This window comes from Nitrospirillum amazonense, assembly GCF_029594735.1.
GTDB classification, from domain to species: Bacteria; Pseudomonadota; Alphaproteobacteria; order Azospirillales; family Azospirillaceae; genus Nitrospirillum; species Nitrospirillum amazonense.
Genome location: NZ_JARPAF010000001.1, coordinates 1481166 through 1497743, shown reverse-complemented (window position 1 = coordinate 1497743; position 16578 = coordinate 1481166). Strand labels below are relative to the sequence as shown.

The window sequence follows — 16578 nt, the reverse complement described above, 5'->3', positions numbered from 1 at the left end:
ACGCAGCGCGCGCAGGCGCTCAGGCGTCGGACACTGGTCCAACAACGGGGTCTTCGTCGCCATTCATCGGCTCCCAAATAATTCTAACCGACCTCTTACGGGCCGGTGACAGACAAACACTTTTGCACAGATCGTGATAAATCACGACTCTCGGTCGATAAGCATAAAGGGCAGGCCGCGCAACGAATCCGCCGCCGGACCGAAACCATCCAGACGGGCCGCCGCTTGCTCGGCCAGTTCCACCACCTTGGCACGGGCCGCGTCCAGGCCCAGCAAGGAGATCAGGGTCGCCTTGCCCTGGGCCTCATCCTTGCCGACGGTCTTGCCCGCCTTGCCGGCGTCGCCGGTGGCGTCAATAAGATCGTCGGAGATCTGGAAGACAAGGCCGAAATCCGCGGCGTAGTCACGCAGCAGGGCGCGTTCCGCTTCGCTGGCGCCGCCCAGGATGGGCCCGGCCTCGCAGCAGAATTCGAACAGCGCGCCCGTCTTCAGCTTCTGCAGGGTCAGGATTTCGTCGTAGCCGAAATCGGAATTCGGCGCTTCCATGTCCATCATCTGGCCGCCGATCATACCCAACGTGCCGCCTGCCTGGGCCAGCTTGGCGATCAGGGCACAGCGCACCGCCGGATCGGCGTGGGCGGCCGGCTGGGACAGCACCTCGAACGCCAGGGTCAGCAGCGCGTCACCGGCCAGCAGGGCCGTCGCCTCATCGAACTGGACATGGGTGGTGGGCTTGCCCCGGCGCAGGGTGTCGTCATCCATGCAGGGCAGGTCGTCGTGCACCAGGCTGTAGGTGTGCACCATCTCCACCGCCGCGGCGGCCTGCAGCCAGTTGTCCTCGGACACGCCGAACAGGGCGGACGACGACTTCACCAGGAAGGGGCGCAAACGCTTGCCGCCGGCGAACACGGCGTAGCGGGCGGCTTCCTGCACCCGGCCGATGTAGCGGGCGGGGGTGGGCAGCAGCGCTTCCATGCGCTGTTCGGTCTGGCGCGATGCGAGGCCCATGGCCTCCAGCAATTCACGACCCGAGGGGTAACGGCCCGAGGAAGAGGGTGCGGCGGAAGAAACTAGGCCGGTCACTTGAAGAAACCTCGAAGATGATGACGCGTCGTATAAGCTGGGCACACTCTGCCAGCCATCTGCCAGTGTCAATTACTGGCGACCGCAGGGCGCCGTTGCGTCGCACGTAACAAGAGGTTGGTCAGGAATGAACACGCCGGCGATGGTCCCGGGAAATTATTCGACCAGACTGGGCTTGGCGGTGTCGGCCGACACAGACGAAACCGATGGAGACTCGGCGGCCTCATCATAAGGCAAATCATCCGCCACAGTCCGAGCCGGCCAGCGCTCAGGCCAAGGACCGGTCAGCAGGGCGGCCACGCTATCCGCCTCCAGCATGCCGCCCCGGCGGATCCACAGGTCCCGCTCAGGACCCGAGGGCACGCTGGCGGCAACGCGATAGCATTGCTCGGCGGCGCGCAGCAGCGTCCATTGCTTCGCCTGACCCATCGATGACACCCCGATGATCCAGCCTTGGCACCGGCGCGGCCGGCGGACTGGTTCTTTTGGCGCCGTCCCATCCAGGCCGGCGACCTTTTTCGTGAAGGGAAGAGCGTAAACAACCGGGCCGTCGGCGGCAACGCCCTTCATGCCACCGGGAGCTGAAATCCGCAGGTGATGGCGCACATACCCGCCAGGAATCGAGGCGGCACGCATCGTATTGCTATAAAATTAATGAAAAATTAGAATGCGCATCAGAATAGTTCCAGCGGCAGGGCCGATCTGGGGACATGGCCCAAAAAATTTGTAACCGAACCATCGCTAAAACCTTTTAATAGAAAAGATTTTCTATGGCAGACCTGGATGCGAGCGTTGGAGTCGTCGCCCCGCGCGTGGTTTTGGTGGAAGACGATGTGGACCTTCGGGAATTACTGGCCCACTGCCTGAGCAGCCAAGGCCTGGCGGTCACCACGGCGGGCTCGGGGCTGGAGTTGTACCAGCAGATCGCCAAGGAACCGGCGGACATCGTCATCCTGGACATCGGCCTGCCCGACCAGGATGGCTACGCCATTGCCAGTTTCCTGCGCTCCAACACGAACATGGGCCTGATCATCCTGACGGCCCGGTCGCGGGTGGACGATAGGCTGAAAGGCTTCACCAGCGGCGCCGACCTGTACTTCGTGAAGCCGGTGGATTGCCGGGAGCTGGCCATCGCCGCCACCAACCTGGCGCGCCGCCTGGCCGCCGGGCCGGATGTCAACGATCTTCCCAGCCTGCATGCCCCATCCTCCAGTGAGCCCTGGGTGCTGGACAGTGCGCGCTGGTCCGTCCTGTCGCCGCGCGGCCTGCCCGTACGTCTGACCGCCAAGGAATTCGACCTGGTGGTGGCCCTGACCCAGGACCCGGGCCGGGCGGTGGACCGCACCGCCCTGCTGGAAACGCTGGACTACGCCAACACGGTGCAAGGCAGCCGGGGTCTGGACGCCCTGGTCAGCCGCCTGCGCCGGAAAATCGAGGCCGCGGTGGGTGAGGCCTTTCCTATCCAGACCGTCCATGCCAAGGGTTACCTGTTCTCCGCCCCCATCAAGCAGCTGTAGTCCCCCACCGCACCATGACCGCCACCGCCCCGCCCTTCGTAGCGCCCACCCGGCGGCGACCCAGCGGATGGCCTTGGGGCGGATGGCCTCAGGGTGGGTGGCTATGGCTGTGCATTGTCGCCTTGGCCCTGCTGTGCGTGCCGCCCGCATGGGCCGGAGCGGGCCCCGACGGCTGGACGGCGCCGCCTCTGCGCCTGGGGGCCGAAACGCGGACGCTGCCCATTGCCGGCCACCTCGAATTCCTGGTCGATCCTGACGGGTCGCTGACCCTGGCCGATGTGACGGCTGGCGAGGCGAGCCGGCGCTTCCAGCCCTTGCCGGGCAATCTCAACCGCGGCTTCACCCTGACCGACACCTGGGTCAGGATGCGCGTCGCACGAGCCCCAGGGAGCAACGACACCTGGTACCTGGAACTGCTGCCCAGCTTCCTCGACACGGTGGAAACCAACGTCGCCTACACGGCCGCCGACGCGCCGCCGCCGCCAGCCGAGGCCTATGCCAGGACGGTGCAGGGCGACAGCGAGCCCACGGCCAACCGCATGCTGCGCTTCCGCAGCTTCACCCAGCCGCTGGTGTTCGACGGCGCCGGCCAGGCCTGGATTTATGTCCATGTCCACACCACCAGCGCCACCATCCTCAGCGGCCAAATCTATCGCCTGATCCCGCTGATGAACCATGTAAGCGTACAGTCCATCTGGTTGGGCTTCGTGCTGGGCATGGCGGTGGCGGTGCTGATCTCCAACCTCATCCATAGTTATTGGCTGCAAGAGCGGGTTTACTTCTACTACGCCCTATACCTGATCAGCCTGATCGGACTGGCGTTCGGGTCTTTCGGCGCGCTGGCGCAAATCCTTCCCGGGCCCGCGCCCAAGCTGGCCAACCTCATCACCGGCACCAGCGTCTGCGGCGGCATCCTGGCCGGCGCCCTGCTGACGGAGGAGTTCCTGAACCTGCGGCGCACCCTGCCGCTGATCAGCCTGCTGAACCGCATCCCCATCATCCTGGGCGCCCTGGGTATCGTCGCCACCGTCGCCGGCTATTACACGATGGCTGGCGCCACGCTGGCCACGGTCACGTCGGCCTATATGTTCATCTATATCGGCAGCGCCATCTGGCTGGCGCGGCGGGGGCATCCCGGCGCCTTGATGTACAGCCTGGCCTTCGGCTCCGCCTGCATGGCGGCCCTGATGGGCTTCATGCGCACCCTGGGCGTGATCCCCGAGATCAGCCTGACCGAAGCCGCGTCGCAGGCGGCGTCGCTGGTGCACATGATCCTGATGAACATCGCCATCGCGTCGCGCGTGCGCCGGTCGGAAAAGGAACGGAAGGAGGCGCAGGCGGCAGCGTTGTCGGCCTCTGTCCATGCCGAGCAGCGGGCCCTGGACATGGTGGCGCTGCGCACCCGGGAGCTGTCGGCCGCCAAGGAGAGCCTGGAGGAGGCCCTGGCCGCCGAGCGCCAGGCGGTGCGCGAACAGATCCAGTTCATTGACATGGTGTCGCACGAATACCGCACGCCGGTGTCCATCATCCGCACCGGCATCGACATCCTGCAGATCAAAGGCTCCGCCGCCTTGGCGGAGGGCGCCAAAGGCCATGACCTGCTGAAGCGCATGGGCCGGGCCGTGGACCGCCTGGTGGAGATCATCGAGGTCGGCCTGCGCCGTGAGACCGACCGGTCGCCTGGGCTGCACCTGGAAACCCAGCCGCTGATCCTGGAAGAAGTGGTGGCCGAGGCCGTCCGGTCCCTGCGCGCCTCGCACCCCGAGCAGGCGGTGCGGTTGGAGGGCATGGTGCCGAACGAGATTCAGGGCGACCCCGCCCTTCTCAAGACATCCATCCTCAACCTGTTGGAAAATGCTGCCAAGTACGGGCCCCCCGGCCAGCCTATCCGGGTGGAACTGGCCCAGACGGCCACGCGCAGCACCGTGCGGGTGATCGACGCCGGCGCCGGCGTGCCACCCGCCGACCGGGAGCGCATCTTCGGCAAGTTCGTGCGCCTGTCCTCAGCTGAGCGTGTGCCCGGCATCGGCGTCGGCCTCTACCTGGTGCGGCGCATCGCGGAACTGCACGACGGACGCGCCTTTTACGACCACACCCGCCTGGACGGCTGCTGCCTGGTGGTGGAACTGGCGAACGCCCCGCTGCCCCGGGGATAGGGCCGAGGGGGCCGGAGGTCAGCCGCGGCCGGCGCCCACCACCACCTCGCTCACCTGGATGGTCGGCGACAGGGTGGTGTAGTTGGCGATGTCGGCCACGATCTCCTCGGCCACGGGCCCGAAGGCGGCCCAGAAACTGTCGGCGGACTCGGCAAAGATGTGGCACATGGCGACATAAGCCGGCGCTTCGCTGGGCGGGGCACCGGTCAGGCCCTTGTCCACCGTGTAGAACAGGCAGGCGGCGCCCAGCTTTTCCTGGACCAGCGGCATGTGGCGGTCCCTGTAGTAATCATGGTCGAAGCGGGCGCCGGGTTCGTTGGCGTACAGCACGCTGACTTTGATCATGGCGTCGTCCTGGCTTTGGTTCAGGCTATGAGGATGCGCCAAGGTACGCCGGCCGCAGAAGCCGGCGTATTGTCCTATGGTTGTATGGCCACTTCATCTTTCTTCGGTGCAGGGCTTAGCCCTGCAGGAAGTCGCGCTCCACCAGATCCACCGGCATGGGCCGGGCGAACAGGAAGCCCTGGACCTCGGCGCAGCCCTGCTGGGCCAGCCAATGCCATTGCTCTTCCGTCTCCACGCCCTCGGCCACAGTCTTGAGGCCGAAGCTGCGCGACAGGTCCAGCACAGCCGTGGCGATGGCGGTTTCGGCGGGGATGTCGTTCACGAAGGAGCGGTCCAGCTTCAGCGCTGTCACCGGCAGGCGGCGCAGGTAGGCCAGCGACGAATAGCCGGTGCCGAAATCGTCGACGCTGATTCCCACACCCAGGTCGCGCAGGCGCGCCAGCAGCGCCTCGCTGTGGTCCAGGTCGCGCATCATGCTGGTCTCGGTGATCTCAATGTTCAGCAGCTCGGGCGGCAGATAGGACTTGGCCAGGCAGTCCGCCACCAGATCGACCAGCCCCGCCTCCTGCAACTGGCGGGCGGAGACGTTGACGGAGACGGGCACGGTGTGCCCCGCCGCCAGCCAGCGTGCCGCCTGTTCGCAGGCCGTGCGCAGCACCCAGGCGCCGATAGGCACGATCAATCCGGTTTCTTCCGCAAGCGGAATGAAATCGCCCGGCATGACCAGCCGGTCCGGCTTCTGCCAGCGCAGCAGCGCCTCCACCCCGCTGAGCTTGCGGGTCAGCGTCTCCAGCTTGGGCTGGTAGTAGAGGACGAACTGGTTTTCCTCGATGGCGCGGCGCAGCGCCGTCTCGTTGTGCAGGCGGGCCACGGCCCGGTCCATCATCTCCCGCGCGAAGAAGCGGTAACGCCCGCCGCCGGCCGCCTTGGCCGTGCACATGGCGACGTCGGCGCCGCGCAGCAGCGGCTCGGGGTCGCGCCCGTCGCCGGGGAACAGCGCCATGCCCACGCTGGCGGTCAGCGCCACGGAATGGCCGTCGACGGCATAGGGGGCGGCCAGGGTGTCCAGGATGCGTTCCGCCAGGCGGGCCGCCATCTCCGGCTGGGCGATGTCCTCGGCCACCACGGCGAATTCGTCGGCGCCCAGGCGCGCCACGCTGTCGCCGGCGCGCAGCACGCTGGTCAAGCGGGCGCCCACCTCGCGCAGCACGCGGTCGCCCACATCCAGGCCATAGCTTTCGTTGACGGTCTTGAACCGATCCAGATCCAGGTGGAAGACGGCGACGTGATAGCCCGCGCGCTCCGCCTTGGGCAGGGAACGGCCCAGTTCCTCCGTCAGCAGCACGCGGTTGGGCAGGCCGGTCAGCAGGTCGCGCGTGGCCATGCGGCGCTGCGCCTCCTGACTGGAGGCCAGGCGGGCCAGCAGTTCATTGGTGCGCGCGGCGATGTAGCCCAACTCATCCCGCTCGTGCCCCGCGGGCAGCGGAAGGGCCGTTTCCATGGGCCGGTCGGGATCAATGCGGGAAATGGACCGGCCCAGGCCGAACAGCGGCCGGGTCACGTAGCGGTGCAGCACCGCCACCAGCGCCAGGCCCAGCAGCAGGTTGCGCAGCACGCCGCTGACCAGGCCGGTGCCCGCCAGGATCAGCAGGTCGCGGGCCAGCACCACGGGGTCCAGATCCAGGCGCAGTTCGCCGATGATCTCGCCATTGGGGCTATTGGGCTGGCGCAAGGGGCGGCGGATGGTGGACAGGTCGCCGAACACCAGGCGCGACAGCGGCCCCGTAAGCCAGCCGTCCTGCGCCGGCTTGCGCCGCACACCGGCCAGCCGCTCATTATCCTTCAGCAGGATTTCCACGCCGGAAACGGCGTGGAGCTTCAGGTTGTCCATGATGACCTGGTTGGCCAGCTGGGCATCCAGGTTCCACGCGGCAATGGCGGCGCTGCCCTCGACCTGGGCGGCGATGTCATCGATGATGGTCAGGACCTTTTCACGCTCACGGCTGGCGGCCCAGCCGATCTCCACCGCGGAAAAGGCGAAACCGATCAGCAGGGCGGCCAGGGCGCCACGCACGCCTTCCTTGAACGACAGGGAGGACCAGAACGACCAATGGAAACGGGAGCCGGCCACGCGGGCGTCGTCGTCGCTCCCGCCATCGACCGGCGCACCGCCCGGGGGAACCCCAGCCAGCGAATCGTCAGGGGTGTCGGCGCCATCCGTCGGAGCGCCGCCCATGCCTGCCGCAGCCCCGCCGGGGCCGGCCGGATCACCCGCCGAGTGGTGGAAAGAGTACCTGACCAAGGAGAATAGCGCCCCAAATGTCTTATGTTCCGGCCGGCGCCCCAAAACATCCGGGACCGGCCGGCTGACGACCGCATCCGTCATCCTGCCACCAGGAACAGGTTGTCTGGCGCCGCCTTCGCCGCAGTTTTATGGACGGCGATCAGTTCCACAAGTGTTTCCAGACCCGGACGGGCCGCGCCCGCCACAAGCTGCACCATGACGGCGCTGACCCGCAGCAAGGGGTAGCGCCGCACGCGCCCCTCGCGGTCCTTCGCCTCGAACCACCCGCGTTCGCGGGTTTCCACGTCGTAGAGGCTTTCGGCGTCGGAGCGGAAGCGGCCCAGGAAGGCCACCAGCCGTTCCCGCATCCGGTCGGCGGTCAGGCCGCTGCACGAGAGGAAGAAGTCATCACCGCCGATGTGGCCGGCGAACCCGCCGAGGGCGGAAGCCTGGACCTTCAACTGCTCACTGAACATCAGGATGGCGCGATCGCCCTGGCGGAAGCCGAAATAGTCGTTGAACGGCTTGAAGTTGTCGAAGTCCAGGTAGACCAGCACATGATCCCGCTCGCCATCCGCCACCAGCGCCTCCACCTGAGCCGTGATCGCATTGTTGCCGGGCAGGCGTGTCAGCGGGTTCTGGTCCACCGCCGTGGCCAGGCGGTGTTCGTGCAGCAGGCGCACCAGCGACTGGCTGCTGAGGAAGCCGACATACTCGCCGCCCTCGACGATGATGACGCCGTCGCTGTCCGCCGCCTCGGCGAACAGCTCGATCACGCGTTCCAGGGGCGTCCCAATGTCGCAGACCGGGCAGGGGATGACGAAATCCTTCAGCGTGTTGCCGAAGGCGCGGTTGCGCAGGATTTCCGTGCCGTAGCGCGAATAGACGAAGGGCTTCAGGTGGCGTTCGCGAATCAGGCCGCGCGGCACGCCCGCCCGGTCCACCACCGGCACCACCGGTGGGGCGGCCAGGTTGCCGAAATACTCCAGCAGCTTGGCCTTGGGCGCCTCCAGCGGCAGGGGCGCGATGCGTTCGATCAGCTCAAACAGGCGCTGGCGGGCATCCGACGGGCGGCGACGGTCGCTGCGGGTCAGGGACTCGGCGATCTCGCTGGCCTCGGCCAACAGGCTACCGCCGGGGCGGCCCAGCAGAAAGCCTTGGGCATGGTCGCAGCCCAGATCCCGGCAGACATAGAATTCACGCGAGGTTTCCACGCCCACGGCGATGGTGGCCAGGCCCAGGGCGTGTGCGCTGCCGACCAGCTGGCCCAGCAAGGCGCGCTTCGCCTGGTCGCCGTCCACGCCGCTGATGAAGGCGCGATCGATCTTCACATAGCTGGGCGGGCTGGCCAGCAGGCGCTGGAAATCCGCGACACCCACGCCGAAGCGATCGAAGGCAATGTCGACACGGCCCCGCCGGTCGCCACCGTCACGGCCGGCACGGGTGGGAACGGGCCCCGTGCCCGTCGTCTCATAGACCAGGTGCACCTGTTCGCCCTGCGGCGGGGGCGGCACCTGACCCTGGGCCAGGGGATGGATGTTCAGGAACAGGCGCACCTCGGCCGTGCCGCCGGCCGCCAGGAAGGCGGCCACGGCGGCGGCCTGGACGTGCGCTTCCAAGGCCGGCAGCGCGCCCTCGTCAGCGGCCGCCTGGAACAGGGCCGCCAGACTGGCGAAGCCCGCAGCCTCCCACCCGCGCAGCAGGGCTTCATGCCCATGCACGCGCGCCGTTCGCATCTGCACGATGGGTTGGAAGACGGGATGCAGGTGCGCCACAACGTCGCGCCAGCGGGCCGGCAAGGCGACGGCGCCCCCCTCCCCCGCCGGCGGGACGACGGGGGGCGGCGCTGACGATCCGGCGGCCGGACGCCCCTGGGTTCCCTGCCGGGGGATGCCGGTCTCTCGCTCTTCAGGCATCAAGATCAAGGAGGGATCGGACCTTCAGGCCGCAATAAAGAGTGTGTTCTTCAGTAATATCCGTAGACGGTGACAGTTATGTGATGACCCGGCAACCGTTGATGCGCGGACGCCGCATGCCAGGACGCCGGTGCACCAGAACCGGATGCCGTGATTTGTAGATTCCGGCGGCAATCGGCCTATGACAACGGCTTAGGCCTTGGGCGGGGCTTTCGGCGGCGCACACATGGCCTTATATCAAGGCGGCATACCAGGCACAGGGTGCGGTCGCCATGGTCGGCCGCGCGATGCCAACGGAATCGAGATTCACCGAACATCCTCAACTTATAGGGGTAGTCATGCTGAAGGGTAAATCCGCCGTCGTCACCGGTTCCACCAGCGGGATCGGCCTGGGCATCGCCCGCGTCCTGGCCTCCAAGGGCGCCAACATCATGCTGAACGGCTTCGGCGACGCGGCGGAGATCGAGAAGATCCGCAGCGGCCTGGAAAGCGAGTTCGGCGTGCGCGCCGCCTACAATGCCGCCGACATTTCCAAGCCGTCCTCCATCAAGGAGATGATCGACACCACGGTGGAAACCTTCGGGTCCATCGACGTGCTGGTCAGCAACGCCGGCATCCAGTACACGGCGGCCATCGAGGATTTCCCCGAGGACAAGTGGAACGCCATCATCGCCATCAACCTGTCCGGCGTGTTCTGGGGCATGCACTACGCCCTGCCCTACATGAAGAAGCAGGGCTGGGGCCGGCTGATCAACATCGCCTCCGCCCACGGCCTGGTGGCCAGCCCGCACAAGGCGGCCTATGTCGCGGCCAAGCACGGCGTCGTCGGCCTGACCAAGGTGGCGGCCCTGGAAACGGCCGAGATCGACATCACCGCCAACGCCATCTGCCCCGGCTGGGTGCTGACGCCGCTGGTGGAAAAGCAGATCAAGGACATGGCGGCCAAGGATGGCATCAGCGAGAAGGATGCCGAGCTGAAGCTGCTGTCGGAAAAGCAGCCGTCCAAGAAGTTCACCACACCGGAAGAGCTGGGCGAACTGGCCGCCTTCCTCTGCACCGACGCCGCCGCCCAGATGACCGGCGTGCCCCTGCCCATGGATGGCGGCTGGACCGCGCAGTAAGTGCGAACATTCCCCACGACAAAGGGCGCCTCCCCAGGGAGGCGCCCTTAACTTTTGTCCAGTCAGTGGGATTAAATTAGATGCCAGCCCAATACCAGAAAAAACCAGATCGCAATGACAGTGATAGCTTTGGCCTTATAGGGGCTTCTCCCAAATATGGTGAAGGACATCAACGAGAAAATTATCAACAAGAGTGGAATAGAAATAATGATAAATCTTATTATCCATGCCTGATAATTCCCATTCCCGCCGTCAAATGACATCACGAAGGTGATGAACACTGGGAATATGAGAACAAGACCCAAGATACCAAGCCCGGAAAACCCAATAATAGCCACCCATTTCCAAATTCCATCCATTCGCCGCAACCTGAATTAAGACACGCCCATCTACATTTATACGATTTTGGGGCGCGCCTGACATCCAGGCGCGCCCCTTGTCGTTAGGACCCAACCGCACGCTTAGTTGAACAGCGGCGCCGCCTTCTGCAGGGTGGTCCACACACCCCACAGGATGGGCAGGCCCACCGCCAGCCAGGCCAGCAGGGCCGGGCCGTTCAGGCCGCCCCGACCGATGCCGAAGGAACCGCCGGTAGCGTTGGCGTTGGCGGTCTTGGCCTGCAAGGCCGCCACCTGCGCATCACTCATGAACCATTTGGCCGCCAGCTGCTTGATGGCCAGGTTGCACAGCAGGCCGATGATCAGGAACACGGCGAGGACATAGAAGGTGACGTCATAGACGTGATCCTTCGGCACCTTCAGCGCCAGTTCAGCGTCGCGGATGCGGGTTACGACGAACGGCCCGGCGACACCCGCCACCGACCAAGCGGTTAGCAGACGTCCATGGATGGCGCCCACAAACTGGGTGCCGAAGATGTCGGCGAGATAGGCCGGCACAGTGGCGAAGCCGCCGCCGTACATGGACAGGATGACGCCGATGGCCAGCACAAACAGCGCTACGCTGCCGGCGCGAGCTAGGCTGGGCGCCGCCGCGTACAGCACCAGGCCCAGGACGAAGAAGACGCAATAGGTCATCTTGCGGCCCAGCTTGTCCGACATGGAGGCCCAGAAGAAGCGGCCACCGATGTTGAACAGCGAGATCAAGCCGGTGAAAGCCGCGCCGATGGTGGCGATGGCCGTCTTCTGTCCCGGGTCCAACTGATCGAAGCCCAACTCGGGATGGCCGATCAGCTTGCCGGCGAAGATTTCCTGCAGCATGGGCGAGGCCATGCCGATGACACCGATACCAGCGCTGACGTTCAGGCACAGCACCGCCCAGATCAGCCAGAACTGCGGCGTCTTGTGCGCGTTGTCCAGGTGAACATGTCCATGGGTGATCATGGCCCGCTGCGCCGCCGCCGGCGGCGTCCAGCCATCCGGCCGCCAGCCGGCGGGCGGGACGCGATAGCCGAAAGCGCCGGCCATCATGAAGACGAAATAGATGGCGGCCATCGCCAGAAAGGTCTGCCACACGCCCGCGCTATCGGAACTCTTGAACTGATTGATCAGGATGTTGGCCAGGGGCGACCCGATCATGGCGCCGCCGCCGAAGCCCATGATGGCCATGCCGGTGGCCATGCCGCGCCGGTCGGGAAACCATTTGATGAGGGTGGAGACGGGTGAGATGTAGCCCAGCCCCAGGCCCACGCCGCCGACGATGCCGCCCAGCCACAGCAACCAGAGCTGGTGGACCATGATGCCCACCGCCGACACCACCATGCCGCCACACCAGCAGAAAGCAGCGACGACACCGGCGCGCCGGGGACCCACCCGTTCCAGCCAGCCCCCCCAGACCGCCGCTGCCGAGCCTAAAACAACGAAGAAAAGGGTATACATCAGGGTCAGGTCGGAGACCTGCCAATTGCATGTGGTGGTTGTAAGCTCTGCAATTAGAGAGATGCTCTTGCACGCCGCCTCGTCCGTACCGGCCAAGGTCTTGGACAGCGGCAGCCAGAAGACGCTGAAACCATAGGCCATACCGATGCAGAGATGGATGGCAAGCGCCGCCGGCGGTACCAGCCACCGGTTAAAACCCGCCTTTGCGACTATCCTTTCGCGATCCAGGATCGAGCCGGACGAGCTTCCACCCGTGCGGCCCGAAGTTGCCACACTCATTGACGTCTCCCGCTTTATTTATGGACAGTAAAAAGCAGGTGGCTGCCCCGCCAGTGGCGCCACCGGTTCCCTCGCGTACTGTTTTTATTCTACACAGATAGTCTAATTTACTTTGGGCAAACTTTCCACCGCCTTCAGCACCTCTGGGTCCAATCCACCGCCGCCCTGGGCCACATGCGCCTGGATCGCCTGGCGCATCCGGGGTTCCCAGAACTTGGCGATGTGGTTGGCGATGCCGGCCGCCGCCTTGTCGCCCGGCTGGGAGGTAAAGAATTTGCCGATTTGATTGGCCATGTAGACCAGCTTGTCAGGCGACATGCCGTGTATTCCCTTGCTTCGCTTCCGCCCCGCCGCCCGGCACGATCCGGCCGGCATGGGTGAACACCTCGAACCCGTCGCGCCGGGCCACCGCCACCAGCGTGATGCCGGCGGCCTCGGCTGTCCGGATGGCAAGTGCAGAGGGGGCGGAAACCGCCACCAGCACCGGCACGCCCATGGCGGCCGCCTTCTGCACCAGTTCCACCGACACCCGGCTGCTCATCACCACCAGGCCGGACGCGGCGTCGACGCCGCCCCGGATCAGGGCGCCCGCCAGCTTGTCCAGTGCGTTGTGGCGGCCCACGTCCTCGCGCACCGCCACCATGCCCGTGCCGGGGCGCCAGAAGCCGGCGGCGTGAACGGCCCGCGTCTCCTCGAACAGCGGCTGATGGTTGGCCAGGTCGTCGCGCGCGGCGGCCACCTGGGTCGCATCGATGGTGAAGCCCTGCGGCACCACCGGCAGGGCCCGTGTCGCCTCCGCCAGGCTTTCCAGGCCGCAGAGGCCGCAGCCCATGGGGCCGGCCAAGCGGCGGCGACGGCGCTCCAGCGCCTCTCCCGGGGTCTTGGCCAGCCATAGGCGGACGTTCACCCCTTCCGGCACCACCACCAGGTCCAGGTCGGCGATGTCCGCGCGGCCGGTGATGATGCCCTCGGTCACGCTGAAGCCCAGGGCGAAGTCTTCCAGGTCGCGCGGGGTCGCCATCAGCACAGCATAGGCCGCGCTGTCGTAGCTGATGGCCACCGCCGTCTCCTCCGCCACCACCCGGTCCCCGTCCAGGGGAACGCCATCGCGCCAGGCCACCCGGGTCACCGGGCGGCTGGCATCCGGCAAGGCTTGCGGCACCGGCGTCACCCGGTCCGTCATTCAGCGGCATCCGTGCCGACGATGCGGCGGCTGAGGTCGCTGTGGGTCTTGTACTTCTCCTGCCAGTCGGACGGGCCGTTGCTGGGGCTGACCTGCACCGCCGTCACCTTGTATTCGGGGCAGTTGGTGGCCCAGTCGGAATAGTCGGTGGTGATCACGTTGGCCTGGGTCATGGGGTGGTGGAAAGTGGTGTAGACCACGCCGGGCGACACCCGGTCGGTGATCAGGGCGCGCAGCGTGGTTTCACCCGCGCGGCTTTGCAGCTTTACCCAGTCGCCGTCACGCACGCCACGGTTCTCCGCGTCGTGCGGGTGGATTTCCAGCCTGTCCTCCTTGTGCCATTCGCTGTTGGCCGTGCGCCGGGTTTGCGCGCCGACATTGTACTGGCTGAGGATGCGGCCGGTGGTCAGCAGCAGGGGGAAGCGGGCGCCCGTGCGTTCATCCGTGGGGATGTATTCCGTCAGCACGAACTTGCCCTTGCCGCGGGCGAAGCCGTTGATGTGCATGATGGGCGTGCCTTCGGGCGCGTCGTCGTTGCACGGCCACTGGACGGAGCCGCGTTCGTCCAGCATTTCGTAGGTCACGTTGCGGAAGCCGGGGGTGGTGGCCGCGATCTCCGCCATGATCTCCGCCGGGTGGCTGTAGCTCATGGGATAGCCCAGGGCGTTGGACAACAGCTGGGTGATTTCCCAGTCGGCGTAGCCGTTGCGCGGGGGCATCACCCGACGCACGCGGTTGATGCGCCGTTCGGCGTTGGTGAAGGTACCGTCCTTCTCCAGGAAGGTGGAGCCCGGCAGGAAGACGTGGGCGTAGTTCGCCGTCTCGTTCAGGAACAGGTCCTGCACCACCACGCATTCCATAGACTCAAGGCCGTGGGTGACATGGTGGGTGTCGGGGTCGGACTGCACGATATCCTCACCCTGGACGTACAGGCCCTTGAAGGTGCCGTCGACGGCCGCGTCCAGCATGTTGGGAATGCGCAGGCCCGGCTCCCTCTCCAGGGTCACGCCCCACATGTCCTCGAAGATGGCGCGGGTGGCGTCGTCGTGGACATGACGATAGCCCGGCAGCTCATGGGGGAAAGAGCCCATGTCGCAGCTGCCCTGGACGTTGTTCTGGCCGCGCAGCGGGTTCACGCCCACGCCGCGCCGGCCCAGGTTGCCCGTGGCCATGGCCAGGTTGGCGATGGCCATGACGGTGGTGGAGCCCTGGCTGTGCTCCGTCACGCCCAGGCCGTAGTAGATGGCGGCGTTGCCGCCGGTGGCGTAGAGGCGGGCAGCGGCGCGCAGCTCGGCCGCCGGCACGCCGGTGTAGTCGGCGATGGCCTCGGGGCTGTGCCGCTCCTCGGCGACGAAGGCCGCCCAGTCCTGGAACTCGTCCCAATCGCAGCGCTCGCGCACGAAGGCCTCATTCACCAGGCCCTCGGTGACGATGACGTGGGCGATGGCGGTGACCACGGCGACGTTGGTGCCGGGTCGCAGCGGCAGGTGGTGGGCCGCCTTCACGTGCGGGGTCTTCACCAGGTCGATGCGGCGTGGATCGACGACGATCAGCTTGGCACCCTGGCGCAGCCGCTTCTTCAGGCGGGAGCCAAACACCGGATGGCCATCGGTGGGATTGGCCCCGATGACCATGACGACATCGGTATCCTCGACACTATCGAAGTCCTGGGTACCGGCGGAGGTGCCGTAGGCCGTGCCCAGGCCGTAGCCGGTGGGGGAGTGGCAGACGCGGGCGCAGGTGTCGACGTTGTTGTTGCCGAAGCCGGCGCGCACCAGCTTCTGCACCAGGTACGTCTCCTCATTGGTGCAGCGGGAGGAAGTGATGCCGCCGACCGAAGCGCGGCCGTATTTCTCCTGGATGCGCTTGAATTCCGAGGCCGTGTAGCTGATGGCCTCTTCCCACGACACCTCGCGCCACGGGTCGGTGATCTTGGACCGGATCATGGGCTTCAGGATGCGTTCACGGTGGGTGGCGTAACCCCAGGCGAAGCGGCCCTTCACGCAGGAATGGCCGCGGTTGGCGGCGCCGTCCTTGTAGGGGACCATGCGCACCAGCTCGGTCCCGCGCATCTCCGCCTTGAAGCTGCAGCCCACGCCGCAATAGGCGCAGGTGGTGACGACGGAATGCTCCGGCTGGCCGATCTCGATGACCGACTTTTCCATCAGGGTGGCGGTAGGACAGGCCTGGACGCAGGCGCCGCAGCTGACGCACTCGCTGTCCATGAAATCCTCGTCCATGCCGGCCGAGACCTTGCTGGCGAAACCCCGGTCCTGGATGGTCAGGGCGAAGGTGCCCTGTACCTCCTGGCAGGCCCGCACGCAGCGGGAGCAGACGATGCACTTCGACGGGTCGAAGGTGAAATAGGGGTTGGAGGTGTCCTTGGCTTGGCCCAGGTGGTTGGCCCCCTCCATGCCATAGCGCACCTCGCGCAGGCCCACGGCGCCGGCCATGTCCTGCAACTCGCAATCGCCGTTGGCGGCACAGGTCAGGCAATCCAGCGGGTGGTCGGAGATGTACAGCTCCATCACCCCTTTGCGCAGGCGCTTCAGCCGTTCCGTCTGCGTGGACACCACCATGCCCGGGGCCACCGGCGTGGTGCAGGAGGCGGGCGTGCCCGCCCGGCCCTGGATTTCCACCAGGCACAGCCGGCAGGAGCCGAAGGCGTCCAGCGTGTCGGTGGCGCACAGCTTGGGGATGGTGACGCCGCCGTCCATGGCGGCGCGCATGATGGAGGTGCCCTCCGCCACCGTCACCGTCTCGCCGTCGATGGTCAGCGTGACCATCTTGGCGTCGGTGTCGCCCTTCAGGCCGCGGGGATGCGGGGTGCCGTAGTCAATCTCAGGAACCAAGCCCATG

12 protein-coding genes are annotated in these 16578 nt (G+C 66.3%); 3 read left to right on the top strand and 9 right to left on the bottom strand.

Features of this window, described 5'->3' with window-relative positions:
* Positions 1–141: 141 nt before the first annotated feature.
* Both P5F91_RS06050 and P5F91_RS06045 read right to left on the bottom strand, forming a co-directional pair.
* Positions 142–1008: a polyprenyl synthetase family protein gene (locus P5F91_RS06050; RefSeq protein ID WP_145613067.1), complete on the bottom strand. Its 867-nt coding sequence runs from the start codon at positions 1006–1008 to the stop codon at positions 142–144.
* 231 nt (positions 1009–1239) lie between these two features.
* A complete protein-coding gene (locus P5F91_RS06045; RefSeq protein WP_145613066.1) occupies positions 1240–1512 on the bottom strand; it encodes a hypothetical protein in 273 nt (90 codons plus the stop codon).
* 341 nt (positions 1513–1853) lie between these two features.
* On the opposite strand from P5F91_RS06045, the gene P5F91_RS06040 reads away from it, so the two are divergent.
* Together P5F91_RS06040 and P5F91_RS06035 are read left to right on the top strand one after the other, a co-directional pair.
* On the top strand, positions 1854–2600 hold the full coding sequence (locus tag P5F91_RS06040) for a response regulator transcription factor (RefSeq protein WP_145613065.1): 747 nt from the start codon (positions 1854–1856) through the stop codon (positions 2598–2600).
* A gap of 137 nt (positions 2601–2737) precedes the next feature.
* A complete protein-coding gene (locus tag P5F91_RS06035; RefSeq protein ID WP_277906790.1) occupies positions 2738–4756 on the top strand; it encodes a sensor histidine kinase in 2019 nt (672 codons plus the stop codon).
* A gap of 18 nt (positions 4757–4774) precedes the next feature.
* Here P5F91_RS06035 and P5F91_RS06030 read toward each other — a convergent pair whose 3' ends face one another.
* From P5F91_RS06030 to P5F91_RS06020, 3 genes are all read right to left on the bottom strand, one after another.
* On the bottom strand, positions 4775–5101 hold the full coding sequence (locus P5F91_RS06030) for an EthD family reductase (RefSeq protein WP_040847536.1): 327 nt from the start codon (positions 5099–5101) through the stop codon (positions 4775–4777).
* A gap of 115 nt (positions 5102–5216) precedes the next feature.
* The gene (locus P5F91_RS06025) at positions 5217–7337 is read right to left on the bottom strand and encodes a putative bifunctional diguanylate cyclase/phosphodiesterase (protein ID WP_145613063.1); all 2121 of its coding nucleotides are present in this window, start codon (positions 7335–7337) and stop codon (positions 5217–5219) included.
* Positions 7338–7483: 146 nt separating this feature from the next.
* On the bottom strand, positions 7484–9301 hold the full coding sequence (locus P5F91_RS06020; protein WP_246134559.1) for a GGDEF domain-containing protein: 1818 nt from the start codon (positions 9299–9301) through the stop codon (positions 7484–7486).
* Between the two features lie 338 nt (positions 9302–9639).
* On the opposite strand from P5F91_RS06020, the gene P5F91_RS06015 reads away from it, so the two are divergent.
* Positions 9640–10422, top strand: a complete 783-nt coding sequence (locus P5F91_RS06015) for a 3-hydroxybutyrate dehydrogenase (RefSeq protein ID WP_004273105.1) — start codon at positions 9640–9642, stop codon at positions 10420–10422.
* Between the two features lie 461 nt (positions 10423–10883).
* Here the strand turns inward: P5F91_RS06015 and P5F91_RS06010 are convergent, their stop codons facing one another.
* From P5F91_RS06010 to fdhF, 4 genes are all read right to left on the bottom strand, one after another.
* Positions 10884–12398 carry an OFA family MFS transporter gene (locus tag P5F91_RS06010; protein WP_338424065.1) on the bottom strand — a complete coding sequence of 505 codons (1515 nt, stop codon included), beginning with the start codon at positions 12396–12398 and terminating at the stop codon, positions 10884–10886.
* 240 nt (positions 12399–12638) lie between these two features.
* Positions 12639–12854 (bottom strand): formate dehydrogenase subunit delta, encoded by a 216-nt coding sequence (locus tag P5F91_RS06005; protein ID WP_040846996.1) that lies wholly within the window; start codon positions 12852–12854, stop codon positions 12639–12641.
* The gene (gene fdhD / locus P5F91_RS06000; protein WP_277906789.1) at positions 12844–13719 is read right to left on the bottom strand and encodes a formate dehydrogenase accessory sulfurtransferase FdhD; all 876 of its coding nucleotides are present in this window, start codon (positions 13717–13719) and stop codon (positions 12844–12846) included. The genes P5F91_RS06005 and fdhD overlap by 11 nt, the downstream gene beginning before the upstream one ends.
* Entirely contained in the window at positions 13716–16577 is a 2862-nt protein-coding gene (gene fdhF, locus P5F91_RS05995) for a formate dehydrogenase subunit alpha (protein WP_277906788.1), read from the bottom strand. Before fdhF ends, fdhD begins: the two co-directional genes overlap by 4 nt.
* Position 16578: the final 1 nt, after the last annotated feature.